We start from the raw sequence: 15,014 nt of genomic DNA, 5'->3' as shown, positions 1-15,014 counted from the left end.
CGTCGAGCGGACGATTACGACGCCGAGCGCACGAACGTCACCGGGCACGGCGACGAGAGCATGACCTCCTGCGCGACGCTCCCGAAGACGGCCTTGCCGGCCGGCGACCGGCGGCGCCCGCCGACGACGACGCGGTCGGCACCGATCTGCGTGGCCGTCTCGACGACCTCATCGGCGTGGTCGCCCACCGCACCGCGGACCGAGTGCGACACGCCGGCCTCGGTGAGCGCCTTGGAGAGCGCTCGCGTGGTCGTGTGTCGCTCCGCGACGGCGTCCGGGGTCGACCCCTCGCTCCGCTCGTCGACACCCAGCCGCGACCTGACCGCTTCGAACTCCTCGTCGGTGAACACGTGGGTCAACACGACCTCCGCACCCGCGGGCTCGGCCACCGCGATGGCCTCCGCCGCAAGCTGCTCGGCCTCCTCTCTGTCCTCTGTTCCGACCGCTAGCATGACTGTCTCGATGCTCATACACCTTCTTCGTCCGCTGATGGTTTAAAACCGCCGAATTATTTACTCAACTCTGAATAAATATTTACACGATCGACCCTGACACTCGTCAGATCGACAGCGCCGCCGCTCGCGACGCGTGGACACTTGCAACACGTGGACACTGCCGCAGAGCGAGATCGCCGTTCAGTAGTCGGGCGCGTCGTCTTCGACTTCGCGCTTCAGCGACTCACGTCGGGACTTCGCGTCACGGCCGGTCGCCTCGAGCAGGAAGCTGTTTTTGGCGTCGACGGCGTCGGCGGCGGCGTCGGCGTTCCCCTCCGCGATCACGTCCTCGGCGGGGCGCTCCTCGAAGTGGACCGCGAGCTTGTCCTTCTTGCCGCCGTACTCGGCCGCGCCGGCGACGATTCGGTCGAACACGGGGTTGTCCGGGTCCTCGACGACGTACAGCTCGTGGCCTTGCCACTCCTCCGTGGCGGAGACTTCGCCGAAGTACTCCTCGACGGAGCCTTTTAAGTCGGGCATGCGGTCGTCCAGATGCTCACCGCGGCGCATCTTGTACTCCTTCATGCCGCGTTTCTTCGACAGGGGGCCCTAAACCAGTTTCGTCACGGGGTCTTCGTCCGGTTCGCCGGCGGATTGCGATCGGCCGTCGGTCGATCGCTCGGGACGTGTCCGCACTCAGATCGGTCGCTCGTCGATGTACCCGCGCTTGCACTCCGGGCAGATGTCGCCCGCGCGCATGGAGTTCCCGTCGGCGGAACGGGTCATCTCGCACTCCGGACAGTAGTACTCCGTTGTCACATCGGAGGCCGATGTTCGGATATTCGGGCTGTCGCCGCGGGTGATCTCGACGCCCTCGTCGACCGCACTCCCTGCCCCGGTCGCGGCCGCGTCGTCCGCTGCGCCCCCCGGTTCCGACGCCTCGACGTACTCCGTGTCTCCGTCGTCCGGCGGATCGGCGGCCTCAGGCGTGAGCCCGCCGCCGAACTCCACGTCACCCGCGTCGCCCTCGGCGACCTCGGCGCTGAACCCCTCGTCCTCGCCGCCGTGTTCGGGCCACGGGGTCGGCTCCCCCGCTCCCTCCTCCGACCCGTCCACGTCGGGCCACGCGCCGCGCTCGCGGTCGTCCGCGGCTTCGCCCTCCTCGTCGAGGATCACGCCGTCGTCGCGTTCGAGACCGTCGCCGCCGGCCCCTCGGTCACCGTCGTCCGCCGCACCTGACGGTCCGTCGTCGAGCAGTTCCGCCCCCTCATCCCCAGCGGCCGCTTCTGCTCCCGTGTCTGCTTTTGCTTCCGTATCCGCTTTTGCTCCCGTGTCCGCTTCCGTCGTCGGTGTCGGGTCGTCCGACTCCGCGGTCTCGACCTCGGCTGTGCCGGGGTCCACGCGACTGCCGGTCGCGGTGTCGTCCCCGGAGGTATCGTCTATGATCACGGCGTCGTCGACGTCGCTGTCGACTCCGGTGGTCGCCTCGTCGGCGATCCCCGAGTCGGTTTCGGCGCCGACGCCGTCGAGGTCCACGGGTTCGTCGCTCGCTGGCGCCGGATCAGGCTCCCCGGCCGAACCCGCGGCGGTGGCCTCGTCGGTCAGCTGTTCCATCGTCGTGACCTCGGTGTTCTCGCTGACCACCTGCGCCTCGCCGCAGCGAGCGCAGGTCTTCACCTCGGTGACGGTGGTGACGACCTCGTTCCCGTCCTCCTCGCGCTCGCGCCGTAGTTCGGGCTCGCCGAAGTCATGCCCGAGCAGACACCTGAGTCCCATTATGCCCATCCTGCGGCGCCGAGGGTAAAAAACGCCTCGTCCGGCGTCTGACACCCGGCGCACGTCCGTCTCGGATGGCGATGCGGCGACGCCCCTGGCTCTGGTCGTCTCACGCCGCGGACACAGACTCTTTGTGGATCGCCGCTGTACCGTTCACCGACATGCCAACCGTATCCTATCAGGGCGAGGAAATCGAATGCGAGAAGGGCGACGTGTTACGCGACGTGCTCGCGGAGGCTGGCCTCTCCGTGTACAACGGGAAGATGAAGCAGCTCAACTGCCGGGGCGCGGGGTCGTGCGGCTCCTGTGCGGTTCAGGTCGACGGCGAGGTGAGCGAGCCGGAGAAAAAAGAGACGGTTCGTCTCTGGTTCCCGCCGCACCACCCGAGCCACGACGTGCGCCTCGCCTGTCAGACGAAAGTCGAGGGCGACGTCGAGGTAACGAAGGGTCGCGGGCTCTTCGGACAGCACATCTAACTCTGCCCTGCGACCGGGCTTCGTCTTATAAATCAACGCACGCCCGGCGCGACCGCTCGTCGCCGCCGGCCGTACCGATCGGCGGCGGCGACGCTCAGTGTTGTAATAAGAACCCGCGTCGGACGTGAATCCGGGGGCGGGCAGAAGTCTTGTTGTCGCGTGTCAGAGTCGCGTTCGGCGTCAGCCGGACCGACCCACCGTATCGGATCGGCTTACTGCCGAACGACGTTGGACGCGCGGGGGCCCTTGGGCGAGGACTCGATGTCGAACTCGAGCTCCTGGCCCTCTTCGAGGTCCGGCCCTTCGACGTCTTCCATGTGGAAGAACACGTCGTCGTCAGCGTCGTCAGTCTCAATAAATCCGTAGCCGCCAGTGTCGTTGAAGAAATCAACCTTTCCGGTCGCCATTGCATCCTAACGGATGCCCCATCAGGTCATAAGGATTGCGAGTGTACAGTTACCACGGGTGTAGGCAAACGTTTGTTTCCACACTTAGCGGTTATTATGCCGATCGGTGACTGTACACCGTGATCTCCCTCGTTTCGCCGACCGATCTGTCGGTTCCTCCGATTCCGCGGCTACGACCCTCGCCGGAGAGACGTTTATATTCTCCCCCCGCGATCGACTTGGCGTGTTTCGATCCCTCCGCGAGAACGGCCCGGCGCTGCTCGTACCGGCGGCGTGGCTCGTCGTCGTCGCGACGCTGCTGGGCCTCGTCTCGACGCACGCGCTCTTCGTCGCGCACGTCGTCATGAGCGTCCTGCTCGTCGCGTTCGTCGCCGCCTCGTGGCGGGACATGTCCGATGGCGTGCTCCGGACGTGGAAGCTCGTAATCTTAGCGGGCACGCCCGTCACGCTCGCCGGCGTCGCGGGGTTCCTCGCGCTTGCGGGCGCTCTCGACGTTCCCCCGGACGCCCTGTTGGCTCTCTCGCTTTTCGGCTGGGCGCTCCTCCCGGCGATCGGTTTCGCGTCCACCGGGCGCCGGGTCGATGCGGGCGGGCGCATCTACGATATCGGTGCCGTCTGCTGTGTCGCCGGCGCGGTCGGCGTCGCGGTGGCGCCTTCGGTGACGTGGACCGCAGTCGCGATCGCCGTCGTCGGCGCCGGCCAGACGGCCGGTATCCTCGACGCCACGTTGCGGTACTGATCCGTCGGTGTCGCCGCCAACCGTGTTGTATGCGATCACCCCACAATATCTAAGCGTTCGACCCGTAGGCTCCGTATGATCGACCTCGAGCCCGTCTACCTCGCGATCACGGGAGCGCTCCTGCTCGTCGCGTTAGGGCTCGGACTCCGCGTGCTCCGCGAAATCGTCCGTGATGGACGCGACCGTCAACGGCGTCGGCGGGCCGGGGAGATAGAGAAGTACACGGAAGACGAAGAGTTCGGGCAGGGGTCGCCGGCCGACTCCGGGGACGACCGCGGAGAGTCGGGGGTATCGACGGCTTCGATCGCGACGTGTCCCCAGTGCGGAGCGGACAACGAGTCGGGGTTCAACTACTGCCGCCGCTGTGTCGCGCCCCTTCGTCCCGGCGCCTAGTTGGCGGACTTCGCCTCCGCCGCCGCGTCGGCGTCGGCGTCGGCGTCGGCGTCGCTTCCGGATCCGGTGTCCGGGCGCGTGTACCACCACGCCCACAGCAGCAACACGCCTTGGAACGGGAGCCTCGCCCACGCCGCCGCGCAGGCGATCCCCGAGAGGCGGTCGGGGACGAGTTCGGCCGCCACGTCGTCGGTCGCCATATACACGTTCGCGGGGAAGACGGCGCCGAGCAGCGCCATGATCCCCCACGCCGATCCGCGTCGCGTCCGATCGAAGGTGACCCCGATCCCCAGCCCGATCTCCGCGATCCCGGAGAGGTACACGAGGGCGCGGGGTTTCGGGAGTCCGGGCGGAACGACCCGCGCGAACGCCTTCGGCGCGAGGAAGTGCGTGATCCCCGCGATCACGTAGGCCGCGCTCATCGCGTAGCGAAGCGGGCGCTTCCGGCTCGCGAGCGGTCCGTCGTTAGAGTCGTCGAGATCGGTTTCGTCGTCGCTCACCTGGGCAGGTAGTGATGGACGGCTAATGAGCGTTCCTCCCAGCGGAGGTGGACGCGACTCCAGTCGAAGCCCGTGAGGTTAGTCAGAATAAGCGCGTTCTCGACGTTACGACCGCCCACCGTCTCGAAATATGCCGCCCCTCCGAATTGGGGCGGTGTTCTGGTTCGGAGCGTCTCGGTGTCGCAGCGGGATCACGTCTCTGAGGAATCACTGGCGTCGTCGGTCCCATCAGACGTCTGTCCGTCGCCTTTCACCATTTCCGCTACTACCTTCTCGCCGGCTTCTTCGGCCGTATCTGACGCCTTTTCGCCGGCTTCTTCGGCCTTATCTGACGCCTTCTCGGCGGTTTCATGGACCACCTCGCTGGCCTGCTCTGAGCCCTCTTCGATCCGCTCGGAGGCGGTCTCGCTTCCCTCTTCGATACCCTCTGCGGTCTGGTGGATCCGGCTGGCCGCCTTCTCCTTTGCACCCTCGATCACCTCGTTCGACTTCTGGGAGTTCTGGACCCAGTAGACGAGGGCGATCGCACCCGCTCCCAACAGTAGGAGTCCTTTCAGTCCCATCCCTTTCGACCGTTTCGCAGGCCTAATTTCGATGACCTTGTCGTTCGCCGACAGGGCATCGACTATCGCTTTCGTTTTCTGATCGTCTACACTAGAGTCGTCTTCTCCGAACTGGTCTTTGAGTGAGGGGCGCTTCATTGTAGTTAGGTTTTGTTTCGTCTGGTTGCGTTCGAACGTAGCCGCAGCACCGGGACCCGTGGTCCGGATCGCGGGACACTCGAAATCTGATCTTCCAGCGACTATACGTTGACCACACTCGCGTATTGTTATGTCCCCACCCGGATGTTGTTATGTTTCACTGAATCTGACCGCTAGAAAACGACCGTTTGTAACCCCAGCTTATCGGTGACGGAGCCCGATTTTGAGGCCGTAACACGGCTCTCTACAGAACGCAAGGGAGAGTGTCTCGAGGCGGGTTCAGTGTCGACTGTACCCGAGAAGGCGTTGAGCGGGATCGACAACTCCGTGTCGCGATCCCGATGTGAACTCGTCGAGACGCTCGCCCTCGCTTCGCTCGGGCTCGCGACTCGTCTGCTCAAATCGGCTCGGCGTCGTTTTCTCGACGGTTCGCTCCGCTCACCGTCTCGAAATATGCCGCCTCCCCGATTTGAACGGGGGACAGCTCGATCTTCAGTCGAGTGCTCTCCCAGTCTGAGCTAAGGCGGCTCGCACTTCCACAAATGCCGATTCGGGACAAAAGGATTTCGAAAGCCGGCGCCGGGACGGGGCCTCACATTGCGTCTTCCAGTCGGCGCCGGTGGAACCGCACAGCGGCGTCCCGCCCAACCGGCGGGTACCGCGGATTCGTCACCCGTCCGCGAGAGTCGACCGCGGTCTCCGCGACAGCGACGATCCGGTGGACCGCTTCCACGGTCGGTACCGGACGGACCCCGGCGTACTCGCTCCGGAACGCGCGTCGCAGCGCCGGCGCCTCCTCGGGCACGTACCAGTCGGCGACGAGGTGTTCGGTCTTCGCCACGGACAGCGCCGCGTCCGCAGCCAGCGGCCGCTCCCAGTCGACGACGGCGGCGATCGACCCGTCCGCGACGACCGCGTTTCCCGGACGGAGGTCCCACGGGTAGAGCCGCGGTGTCGGCGCCGCTTCCGGTCTCCACGCGTCGAGCCGCTCACCGGCTGTGGCCGCGACGTCGTCGAACTCCGGGGGAAGGCGGTCGAGGCTCTCTCGTCCCCGCTCGACGAGCCACCGACGCCACGCCGCCAGCCGGTCAGAGCCGGTATCGGGCTCGGGGTCGACCGCCCTGAGCGCTCCGTCGTCGTCGGCGATCGGGCCGTACCCGTCGAACCGAAACGCGGCGTGTAGTTCGGCGAGATAGCGGCCGAAGGCGGCGGCACACTCGCGCCGCGTCTCCGGATCGAGATCGACAAAGCCCTCGTGGAGGTCGCCGCCGGTGACGAACCGGGTGGCGAGCCACGCGTCGCGTCGGTCTCCGTCGACAGTTTCGGCCTCGCCGCCGTCGTCCGCTGGGATCCCCCATCCGAGAGGTGACGCCACGGGGACCGTCGTCTCGGCGGCCACCGCGTCGAGCAGCGCGCACTCCGTCTCCACCGCCTTCGGAGTGCCCCCGCGTCGAACGACGATCGGCGCCGCGTCCGCGAAACGGACCGCCACCGTCGAACGCCGTCCGCCCGCCTCGATCGGCTCGACGACCGCGATCGACCCCTCGGGACGCACTGCCGCGACCGCCGTGCGGAGCCACGTCGCGTCCGGCGAGATCGACTCCACCCGCGTCGACCCGCTACTCACTCTCGACCGCTCATCGCCGGTCACGGCGCCGATAACACCTCGACGAGGTCGTCGACCGAATCGAACACGTGGTCCGGTCGGTACTCGCCCGGGCCCGCCTCGTCGCCGCGAATCCACGCCGCGCGGAGGCCGGCGTTCTGCGCGCCCGCCACGTCGTACGTGAGCGAGTTCCCGACGTACAGCGCGCGCTCCGCGGGGACACCGAGCTTCGACAGCGCCTCCTCGAACGGCGCCGCGTGGGGCTTCCGGCGAGGGAGGTCGCCCGCGTAGACGACGACATCGACGCGGTCGGCCAGCCCGAGCGCACGGATTTTCCGGTCCTGTCGGTCCTTCGGGCCGTTGGTGATCACGGCGGTCGGCCCGCGGGCGGTCGCAGCGTCGAGGGCGGCCTCGGCGCCCGGGAGGAACTCAACGCCGATCTCCTCTGTCCCCGTCATCAACGCCTCCGCGAGCGCGACCGGGTCGACCTCGGTGCGACCGTGCTGTGCGGCCACCCGCGCGAACCCCGCACCGAGGTAGCCGACGCGGTCGTCCGGGTCCGGCGGGCCGTCGAGTGCCGCCCACAGCGCTGCCGGTTCGCCGAACGGCTCGACGCCGACGCTGTCGAAGGCGCGGCGGTACGCGTCGCCCGCGTCGCCCGCGTGGCGACAGAGCGTCCCGTCCAGGTCGAATAACACGGCGTCCACGTCGTTCACGACCCGAGTTGGTGCGCCGCAATAATAAGGGGCCGGTGGTCGTCGGTCTCCGACTGGACCGTCGCGGAGACGCCGGCGTCGCTCGCTCCACTCCCTACTTCGAATCCGTTCACGGTCGCGGCGCTCGCGACGTTGCTCGCGCCGCAAAAGTGGGACCGCCCGGATTCGAACCGGGGTCACGGGCACCCAAGGCCCGAAGTATACCAGGCTAACCCACGGCCCCGCACTCCTACATACCCGCATCGGCCGCTAAAGCGTTTCGTTGCGCGGTCGAGTCGCGCCCGCTCGCGATCGACTCGTGATTCCCCGCTCACTCCTCGTCGTCGCGCAGTTCGAGGTCGGCGACGGTCTGGTAGGGGTCGGTTCCCTTCCGGATCGCGTCGAGGATGAAGAAGGCGTCGTCGGGCGCGAGGAAGTGCCTCGTGATCCCGCGACCGAGCGGCGTCGGCGAGAAGCCGTCGATGAACTCCCACTCCAGTAGCTTGCCGATCGCGTGTTTCGTCGGCACCTCGCCGATCATCCGGTCGTTGAGCCGCTTAGCCTTCTTGCCCGCGACGACGATGTTCGCCAGCGTCTCCTCGACGGCGGCGGTCTCGTCGTAGTGGGTCGCCACGTCCTCCATCTCCCCCTTCAGAAGGGTGAACGCCACCTCGTCTTCGGTGCGGTCCATGGAGTTGTGGTAGACACCGTCAGGCTCGACGAGGAGGTAGACGCGCCCCCGGTCGTGGTAGTCCGGTCGCCCGGCCCGGCCGAGCATCTGGGAGAACTCCTGGACGGAGAGCCACTCGATCCCCATCGCCAGCGAGTCGAAGATCACCTGCGAGGCGGGGAAGTCGACGCCGGCAGCGAGCGCCGCGGTGGTGACGACCGCCGAGAGGTCTTGGTTCCCGAACTGGCGTTCGACCGTCTTCCGGCGCTTGTAGTCGAGCCCGGCGTGGTACGGCGCGGAGTCGTACCGCAGCTTCCGGCTGATCTCGTGACACCGCCGCCGGGAGTTCGTGAAGATGATCGTCTGCCCGCGGTACCCCTTCGACGACTTCGTGTCGAACTCGCGTTTCACGAGCTTGTCGGCGATCTGCGCCTTCTCGCGGCTGTCTGCGAAGGTGACGTGGCGCTCGATGGGGACGGGGCGCTCCTCGTACTCGATCAGCGTCGCCCGGAGCTTCTCGGCGAGCCACTCGGGGTTCCCGACTGTTGCAGAGAGGTAGACGAACTGGGTACCGCCGTATCCCGAATGCGTCTCCATCCGATTCTCGCTGTAGTACTTCAACCGGGAGATGAGCCCGTCGAGCCGGTGGCCGCGCTCGCCCTCCTTCAGGGTGTGGACCTCGTCGATGACGACCGTGCCGATATCCCCGAGGTCTTTCCCGGTCCGGAGCGCGTGGTCGATCCCCTCGTAGGTGCCGACGATCACGTCGGCGTTCGGATCGAAGCGGTTGCCGTCGTCGTTCACCCGCGAGGAGCCGACGCGGATCGAGACGTTCAGCCGGTCGCCGTACCGGTCTTTGAAGTCCTCGTGCTTCTGGTTGGCGAGCGCGACGAGGGGGACCAAAAAGAGGAGCTTCCCCTCCCCTTTTAAGGCTCGGTCGATCCCCGCCAGCTCGCCCACGAGGGTCTTCCCGGTCGCGGTCGCGCTCACGACCAGCTGGTCGTTACCCTCAAGCAGGCCGTTCCGCACGGAGAGGCTCTGGACCGGTAGCAGCTCCTCGAACCGCCCTTGGAGGTGCGCGGACAGGTCCGGATGCAGGTCGAGGTCCTCGGTGCGCACGGGGCTCACGTCGTCGACGTTCGCGGAGACCTCGTCGTACTTCGTGAGGTCGGGGTCGAGCCCGCCCTGCAGGAGGTTGACGATCCGGTCTAAGTCGCCGGACTCGTAGAGGAGTTCTTCGAGGCGCTCCTCGGCGGCGCCCGTGAACTCGCCTTTATAAGAAAGCTCGCGCTCTAACTCCCGGCGGGCGCAGTCCCGGCAGATCAGTTCGTCGTTGTGCTCGATCGCGCCGTCGCTCGTGATCGGGCCGTACCGGCCGTCGTTCGCGCAGCGCCGGCAGGTCCGCACCGCCGTCGCCTCCAGCTGGTAGCCGTCGAGCATCGCCTGTAGCCGCTTCCGGTTCTCCGGCGACGTCTGCTCGGAGATACGGATCCGGCCGGCCGCGCGGGCGAGATCGACGAACTCGTCGGGCTGGCGGGGCTGGTCCTCGCCGCCGCGGATCACCCGGAACTTGCCCGGACGGGGGCCTGCGGAGGTCTCCTTGAGTTCGAGCCGCCCGCGGAGCACGCGATTCCCGTCGCGGTTCGCGACGACGGTGTAATCGCTCCGCGCCTCGTGGAGGAACAGCGTCTCGACCTCGGCCAACTGCTGTGACACTGCCATTCGGTACGCGAGCGAGGTATTTCAGGAGTTCGGCTCGGGGAGCGCAGGGCTCGTGGCTGCGAGAACCGCGGCTCGTGGCTGCGAGAACCGCGGCTCATGGCTGCAAGAACCGCCCCTCGAAAAGGTCGGTGCGTCTACGAGACGAGCAGCTCCTCGCCGCGGTCGACCGTGATCCGGCACGGCGGCGAGAGCTTGTTGTACGCGCGGCGGAACGCCTCCTTCACGACGGACGCCTGCTCGACGTCGCAGTAGGCGGTGAAGACGATGTCGTCCTTGTTGAGCCGTGCGGCGGTCCCGACCGGCTTGCCGAACGCCTGGCGCATCCCGTCGGAGACGCGGTCCGCGCCCGCGCCGGTCGCCTGCTTGTTCTCCCGGATGACCTGGTGGGGGAACTTGCGGAGGGTCATCTTGTAGTTGCCCTCGCCGAGCTCCTTGATGAGGTGGCGGTTCGCAGAGAGCCGGGAGCTCTCGAGCGACCCGTGTCGGATCTGGAGCTCCTCTTCGACGCGGAGGCTGATCTGGACGGGGAAGTCGTCCGGCTCCGCGGAGAGGTCGCCCATGTTGTGCTGGGCGATCTTCGAACCGGGGATCCCGGTGATGTATTCGCGGCGGGTGTACGACGGCTTGTCGATCGTCCGATACATAGAGGCGGGTTTGTCAGACATGGCTACTTGTCCGATGTAGCCGGTGCTGCGGCGATAAAGCCTTCGATAGCGAGGCGTCGTCGGCGGATCGTTGCGGGTCGCCACCGGTGTTTCGGCCGATTTCGGTCCGTGTTGACACGCCTCGACCAGTTCGTGTTGCCCGGTCACTCCGCCGGCGTGGGATCGAGCGCGACGTGGTCGAATCCGCGGTCCGCGAGCCGCTCTGCGGCTCGATCGGTGACCGAAGGCGCAACGAGGATCCCGCGGACGACGGGGCCGTCGTCGCTGTCGGCGTCGGAGTCGTCGTCACCGTCGGCGCCTGTTTCCACCCCTAGCTCCGCCCGCAGCGCCCGCACGTATCTGGCCAACTGGCCGACTGCATCCGGGCCGACCCGCCGGCGTTTCAGCTCGACGACGACCGGGGTCCCATCGGCGTCGACGCCGAACACGTCCATCGGGCCGGCGCTGGAGGGACGCTCGGTCTCGCGGGGTTCGAACCCGGACTCGACGAGGTCGGGGCGTTCCAAGATTCGGGTCCGGAGGTCCTCCTCGCTCCCGTGGAGCGTGAGGTTGCGGCCCCCTGTAACGGCCATCGCGGAGAGCTGGTGGACTCGCTCGAACCGGACCATCAGCGTCTCCTCGGGATTGCTCCTGGTCGAGCGCACGCGAAGCTGCCCGTCGCGCACCGCGGCGCGGTGTTCCGACCCCGGCGGCTGCCAGTTGACAGGTTGGCGCCCTTCATCGGTGTGGACGAGCGCGGCGCCGTCGGGTTTCAACACGAGCAGCCGGTCGCCCATGCCGAGATCGGAGGCGGCACGGCCCTCGTAGCTGACCGTACAGCGCCCGAAGACGCTTATCAGGTCGCCGCGCTCGAAGGCGTCCTCAAGCTCCCAGAGGGCCTCGCGGTGGCTCGGGTCGTGGACGCTCGTGACTGTCACTGGACTTCGTAGGCGGTCGCGGCTGAAAAAGGACGCGCGGCCTCGCGGTCGATCTTGGCGACGACTACGCCGCCTCGCCCCCGTCGTCCCGTCGCGACACGACGATGCCGGCGACGAAGAGGACCGCGCCGAGCGCGAAAGCGCCGACGCGGAGCGCCGTGTCCGAGACGAGGATTCCGATCAGGACCGATACGCCGAATCCGGCGTGCAGCACCGCCGTCGGGTTCATGTGATCAGTACGAACGCGTCGTACAAAAGCCGGTCGAACTGCCGGGCGCGACCGCTCAGGTCCCGTGCTCCCAGCTCCCCATGTACTCGCGTTGCTCGTCGGTGAGGTCGTCGTACTCGACGCCTTCGGCGGCGAGCTTGATGTCCGCGACTTCGCGGTCGAGTTCGTCGGGGAGGTCGTGGACGCCGGCCTCGTAGCTCTCGCCGTTCGCCGCGAGTTCACGGACGGCGACCGCCTGCACGCCGAAGCTCTGGTCCATCACCTCGACCGGGTGGCCGAGCGAGATGGGCGCGGCGAGGTTGACGAGCCGCCCCTCGGCGATGACGTTCAGGACCCGGCCGTCGGCCATCTCGAACCCTTCGACGCCGTCACGGACCTCGTAGCGGTCCACGGCCAGATCGTCGAGATCGTTGAGGTTCACCTCCACGTCGAAGTGCCCGGCGTTCGCGAGGAGGACGCCGTCCTGCATCTCTTCGAAGTCCTCGCGGGTGATCACGTCGCGGTTGCCCGTCGTCGTGATGAACACGTCGCCCTTCTTCGCGGCCTCGACCATCGGGAGTACCTCGTAGCCCTCCATGTGGGCTTCGAGCGCCTTCCGGGGGTCGACCTCGCAGACGATGACGTTCGCGTTCTGGCCGGAGGCCTTCATCGCGACGCCCTTCCCGCACTGGCCGTAGCCGCCGACGACGACGTTCTTGCCGGCCCACGAGAGGTTCGTCGTCATCGCGATGGTCGCGAGCGACGACTCGCCCGTGCCGTGGACGTTGTCGAAAAGCTGTTTCATCGGCGTGTCGTTCACGGCGAAGACGGGGTAGTGGAGCTCGCCGTCGGCGTCCATCGCGCGCAGGCGGTCGACGCCCGTAGTCGTCTCCTCGGCGCCGCCGATGATCGAGTCGATGAGGTCCGGGTACTCCTCGTGGACGAGCTTTACCATGTCCATCCCGTCGTCGACGGTGATGGTGGGCTCGTGGGCGATACAGGCGTGCATCGCGTCGTAGTACTCCTCGTCGTCGACGCCCCGGACCGCGTAGGAGGTGATCGACTCGTGGGTGTCGAGCGCGGCCGACACGTCGTCGTGGGTCGAGAGCGGGTTACACCCGGTGATCGCGACCTCGGCGCCGCCGTCGGCGAGCAGTTCGACGAGGTTCGCCGTCTTCGCCTCGACGTGCATCGCCATCGCGATCGTCTCGCCGGCGAGCGGCTGCTCGTCGACGAACTCCTCGCGGAGGGCGTTGAGAATCGGCATGTGCTGGAGCGCCCAGTCCATCTTCCGGCGTCCCTCCTCGCGGGCCGTTTCGAGGTCCGAGAGGTGCTGTGATACCGGCGAGTACGCGGTTTCGCTCATACGCTTTAATTCGCTCACGGCGCACTAAACCCTGCCGACACCGGGCGCGTCACAAAAAGTCAATCGTCGAATGGGGTCGTCAGGTGGGGTCGTCGGATGGGGTCGTCAGTTCCGCGGGCCGTTGCCGTTACCCTGACCGTTTCCGTTATCCGGGCCGTTCCCGCCGTTGCCGTTGTCACTGCTCGGACCGGCGTCGCTCGGCGGTCCACGGTTGCCGTCGTCGTCGCTCTCGTTCGTGGCGTCGCCGTCGTCACCGTTCGGGCCCGCGTGGTCCGGCGGTCCCTGCTCGCTGCCGTTGCCCTGTCCGGCGTGGTCGGGCGCGTTACCGGGGCCGTCGCTCGCGCTGCCCGCGCTGCTTCCGTTACCCGCGTGGTCCGGAGCGTTGCCCGGGTTGTTCTCCGTCACGAAGTCCGAGACGGCGGCGCCGATACCGCCCTCACGGTCGTTTAGATTGTCGATGAAGTCCTGCACGAGCTGCCCGAAGGGCTGGTCGCCCGCCGCGGCGTCATCGCTCCCGGTAGTCAGGTCGACGGTCGCCGAGACGGAATCGCCCTCGTATGTCGCCGTCACGTCGACCGTGACGTTCTCTTCGGCGGCGGGGAGGCCGACGGTGCCGTTCTCGTCGGTCTGGTAGTCGCCCGTGCCCGCGTACGACGCGTTCTCGCCCGCGTCGTCGGCGAGCGCGACGACGACCGAGGCGTTCTCGACCGCGGTGTCGTTGTCGGTCACTGTGACGACCGGATCGCCGTCGGTGTTCGACACGTCGAGCGATAGGTCGTTAGGAGCCACGAGGTCGACCGTCGTCGTGGTGGTCTTATTGTCGTACTCGGCGGTAACGTTCACCGTCACGTCCTCTGCGGGAGTCGTGAGATCGACGGTGCCGTTCGCGTCAGTGGTGTACTCACCCGCTCCCGCGTACGTCGCGTTCTCGTCGACGACGCTCACGTTGACGGTGGCGTTCTCGACTGCGGTGTCGTTCTCGGTCACTGTGACCGTCGGTTCTCCGTCCGCGTCGTCGACGCCCACTTCGAGGTGGCCGTCGGCGGCCGCGACGCCGGTCATCGCGCCGAGCGCGACGACCGCAATCAACAGCAGGCCGATCGTGCGTTTGCTCATGTTCACTTCGACCGTGTCACCGTTACCCTATAAATAGGGAACTCCGTTAAGCCGGTTTAAACCGGATTGTATCCGGGTTAACGGCGCTGCATCGGCTGTTTCGGTGGTTCGGCGGGATCGAGCGGTTAATCGACGCGTATCGGTGTCGGTTCGCGTTCGGACGGGACCAGTCCGCGGCTCGGGCGCACCTCGATCTCGATCGATGGCGTCGGTCGTGAGTCAGCTCGGGAGTGAACATATCGATACAGTGGCGTCGTTGTTTATAAGCGAGAACGGGATGTTGCTGGCGGCTGTTTAGACGTGACCGACGGAACGACGGTGAACAGTTGCAAAGCCCCAGCCGCTCAGTTATAAGCGGCCGACGACGGAACGACGGTGAACACTTGCAAAGCCCCAGCCGCTCAGTTATAAGCGGCCGACGACGGAACGACGGTGAACACTTGCAAAGCCCCAGCCGCCGAGGCCGCCGCACGCTCGTTGCGCTCCTCAGTCAGTCGCTCCGCTCCTTCCTTGCGGTGCTTACGTCGCCTGCGACGGCCTCGGCGGCTGCCCCTTTGAGTCCCACCCGCACCGCCCCGCAACCGCACCTCACACCTCCCCAGCCTCGTCGCTGGCGGCGACAG

Annotated in this window: 17 protein-coding genes and 2 tRNA genes; 3 read left to right on the top strand and 16 right to left on the bottom strand. The window is 67.0% G+C overall.

What is annotated here, in order from left to right; all coding sequences use genetic code 11:
- Positions 1–14: 14 nt before the first annotated feature.
- The 3 genes from ACNS88_RS06275 to ACNS88_RS06265 form a co-directional block, all read right to left on the bottom strand.
- A complete protein-coding gene (locus ACNS88_RS06275; protein WP_435094936.1) occupies positions 15–470 on the bottom strand; it encodes a universal stress protein in 456 nt (151 codons plus the stop codon).
- 165 nt (positions 471–635) lie between these two features.
- Positions 636–1,019: a DUF5611 family protein gene (locus ACNS88_RS06270; protein ID WP_435094935.1), complete on the bottom strand. Its 384-nt coding sequence runs from the start codon at positions 1,017–1,019 to the stop codon at positions 636–638.
- Between the two features lie 111 nt (positions 1,020–1,130).
- Positions 1,131–2,210, bottom strand: a complete 1,080-nt coding sequence (locus ACNS88_RS06265) for a DUF7093 family protein (RefSeq protein ID WP_435094934.1) — start codon at positions 2,208–2,210, stop codon at positions 1,131–1,133.
- Positions 2,211–2,371: 161 nt separating this feature from the next.
- On the opposite strand from ACNS88_RS06265, the gene ACNS88_RS06260 reads away from it, so the two are divergent.
- On the top strand, positions 2,372–2,686 hold the full coding sequence (locus ACNS88_RS06260) for a 2Fe-2S iron-sulfur cluster-binding protein (protein WP_435094933.1): 315 nt from the start codon (positions 2,372–2,374) through the stop codon (positions 2,684–2,686).
- A 212-nt stretch (positions 2,687–2,898) separates the two neighbouring features.
- Here ACNS88_RS06260 and ACNS88_RS06255 read toward each other — a convergent pair whose 3' ends face one another.
- Complete coding sequence (locus tag ACNS88_RS06255) at positions 2,899–3,093, bottom strand: cold-shock protein (protein WP_004048101.1); 195 nt, start codon at positions 3,091–3,093, stop codon at positions 2,899–2,901.
- 223 nt (positions 3,094–3,316) lie between these two features.
- Here ACNS88_RS06255 and ACNS88_RS06250 point away from each other — a divergent pair, with 223 nt between their 5' ends.
- Complete coding sequence (locus tag ACNS88_RS06250; protein ID WP_435094932.1) at positions 3,317–3,832, top strand: hypothetical protein; 516 nt, start codon at positions 3,317–3,319, stop codon at positions 3,830–3,832.
- A 75-nt stretch (positions 3,833–3,907) separates the two neighbouring features.
- On the top strand, positions 3,908–4,225 hold the full coding sequence (locus ACNS88_RS06245; protein WP_435094931.1) for a DUF7577 domain-containing protein: 318 nt from the start codon (positions 3,908–3,910) through the stop codon (positions 4,223–4,225).
- On the opposite strand, the gene ACNS88_RS06240 is transcribed toward ACNS88_RS06245, so the two are convergent.
- The 12 genes from ACNS88_RS06240 to ACNS88_RS06185 form a co-directional block, all read right to left on the bottom strand.
- A complete protein-coding gene (locus ACNS88_RS06240; RefSeq protein ID WP_435094930.1) occupies positions 4,222–4,725 on the bottom strand; it encodes a DoxX family protein in 504 nt (167 codons plus the stop codon). The genes ACNS88_RS06245 and ACNS88_RS06240 overlap by 4 nt on opposite strands.
- Before the next feature lie 191 nt (positions 4,726–4,916).
- Positions 4,917–5,426: a hypothetical protein gene (locus ACNS88_RS06235; RefSeq protein ID WP_435094929.1), complete on the bottom strand. Its 510-nt coding sequence runs from the start codon at positions 5,424–5,426 to the stop codon at positions 4,917–4,919.
- A gap of 454 nt (positions 5,427–5,880) precedes the next feature.
- Positions 5,881–5,954: transfer RNA gene (locus ACNS88_RS06230), tRNA-Phe, on the bottom strand.
- A gap of 64 nt (positions 5,955–6,018) precedes the next feature.
- Positions 6,019–7,077, bottom strand: a complete 1,059-nt coding sequence (locus tag ACNS88_RS06225; protein ID WP_435094928.1) for a phosphotransferase family protein — start codon at positions 7,075–7,077, stop codon at positions 6,019–6,021.
- Positions 7,074–7,748 carry an HAD family hydrolase gene (locus tag ACNS88_RS06220; RefSeq protein ID WP_435094927.1) on the bottom strand — a complete coding sequence of 225 codons (675 nt, stop codon included), beginning with the start codon at positions 7,746–7,748 and terminating at the stop codon, positions 7,074–7,076. Before ACNS88_RS06220 ends, ACNS88_RS06225 begins: the two co-directional genes overlap by 4 nt.
- 150 nt (positions 7,749–7,898) lie before the next feature.
- A tRNA-Pro gene (locus ACNS88_RS06215) sits at positions 7,899–7,971 on the bottom strand.
- Between the two features lie 87 nt (positions 7,972–8,058).
- On the bottom strand, positions 8,059–10,113 hold the full coding sequence (locus ACNS88_RS06210; RefSeq protein WP_435094971.1) for a DEAD/DEAH box helicase: 2,055 nt from the start codon (positions 10,111–10,113) through the stop codon (positions 8,059–8,061).
- A gap of 140 nt (positions 10,114–10,253) precedes the next feature.
- Positions 10,254–10,784 (bottom strand): 50S ribosomal protein L16, encoded by a 531-nt coding sequence (locus tag ACNS88_RS06205; RefSeq protein WP_435094926.1) that lies wholly within the window; start codon positions 10,782–10,784, stop codon positions 10,254–10,256.
- Positions 10,785–10,927: 143 nt separating this feature from the next.
- Positions 10,928–11,701 (bottom strand): endonuclease NucS, encoded by a 774-nt coding sequence (gene nucS / locus ACNS88_RS06200; protein WP_435094925.1) that lies wholly within the window; start codon positions 11,699–11,701, stop codon positions 10,928–10,930.
- Between the two features lie 64 nt (positions 11,702–11,765).
- The gene (locus ACNS88_RS06195; RefSeq protein ID WP_435094924.1) at positions 11,766–11,930 is read right to left on the bottom strand and encodes a hypothetical protein; all 165 of its coding nucleotides are present in this window, start codon (positions 11,928–11,930) and stop codon (positions 11,766–11,768) included.
- A 55-nt stretch (positions 11,931–11,985) separates the two neighbouring features.
- Positions 11,986–13,275 carry an adenosylhomocysteinase gene (locus tag ACNS88_RS06190; protein ID WP_435094923.1) on the bottom strand — a complete coding sequence of 430 codons (1,290 nt, stop codon included), beginning with the start codon at positions 13,273–13,275 and terminating at the stop codon, positions 11,986–11,988.
- A 105-nt stretch (positions 13,276–13,380) separates the two neighbouring features.
- A complete protein-coding gene (locus ACNS88_RS06185; protein WP_435094922.1) occupies positions 13,381–14,391 on the bottom strand; it encodes a hypothetical protein in 1,011 nt (336 codons plus the stop codon).
- Positions 14,392–15,014 lie beyond the last annotated feature (623 nt).

Origin of the sequence: Halorubrum shenae (genome assembly GCF_051194165.1) — an archaeon.
GTDB lineage: Archaea > Halobacteriota > Halobacteria > Halobacteriales > Haloferacaceae > Halorubrum.
The sequence above is the reverse complement of the archived record's forward strand: the minus strand, read 5'-3'. Positions and strand labels throughout refer to the sequence as shown.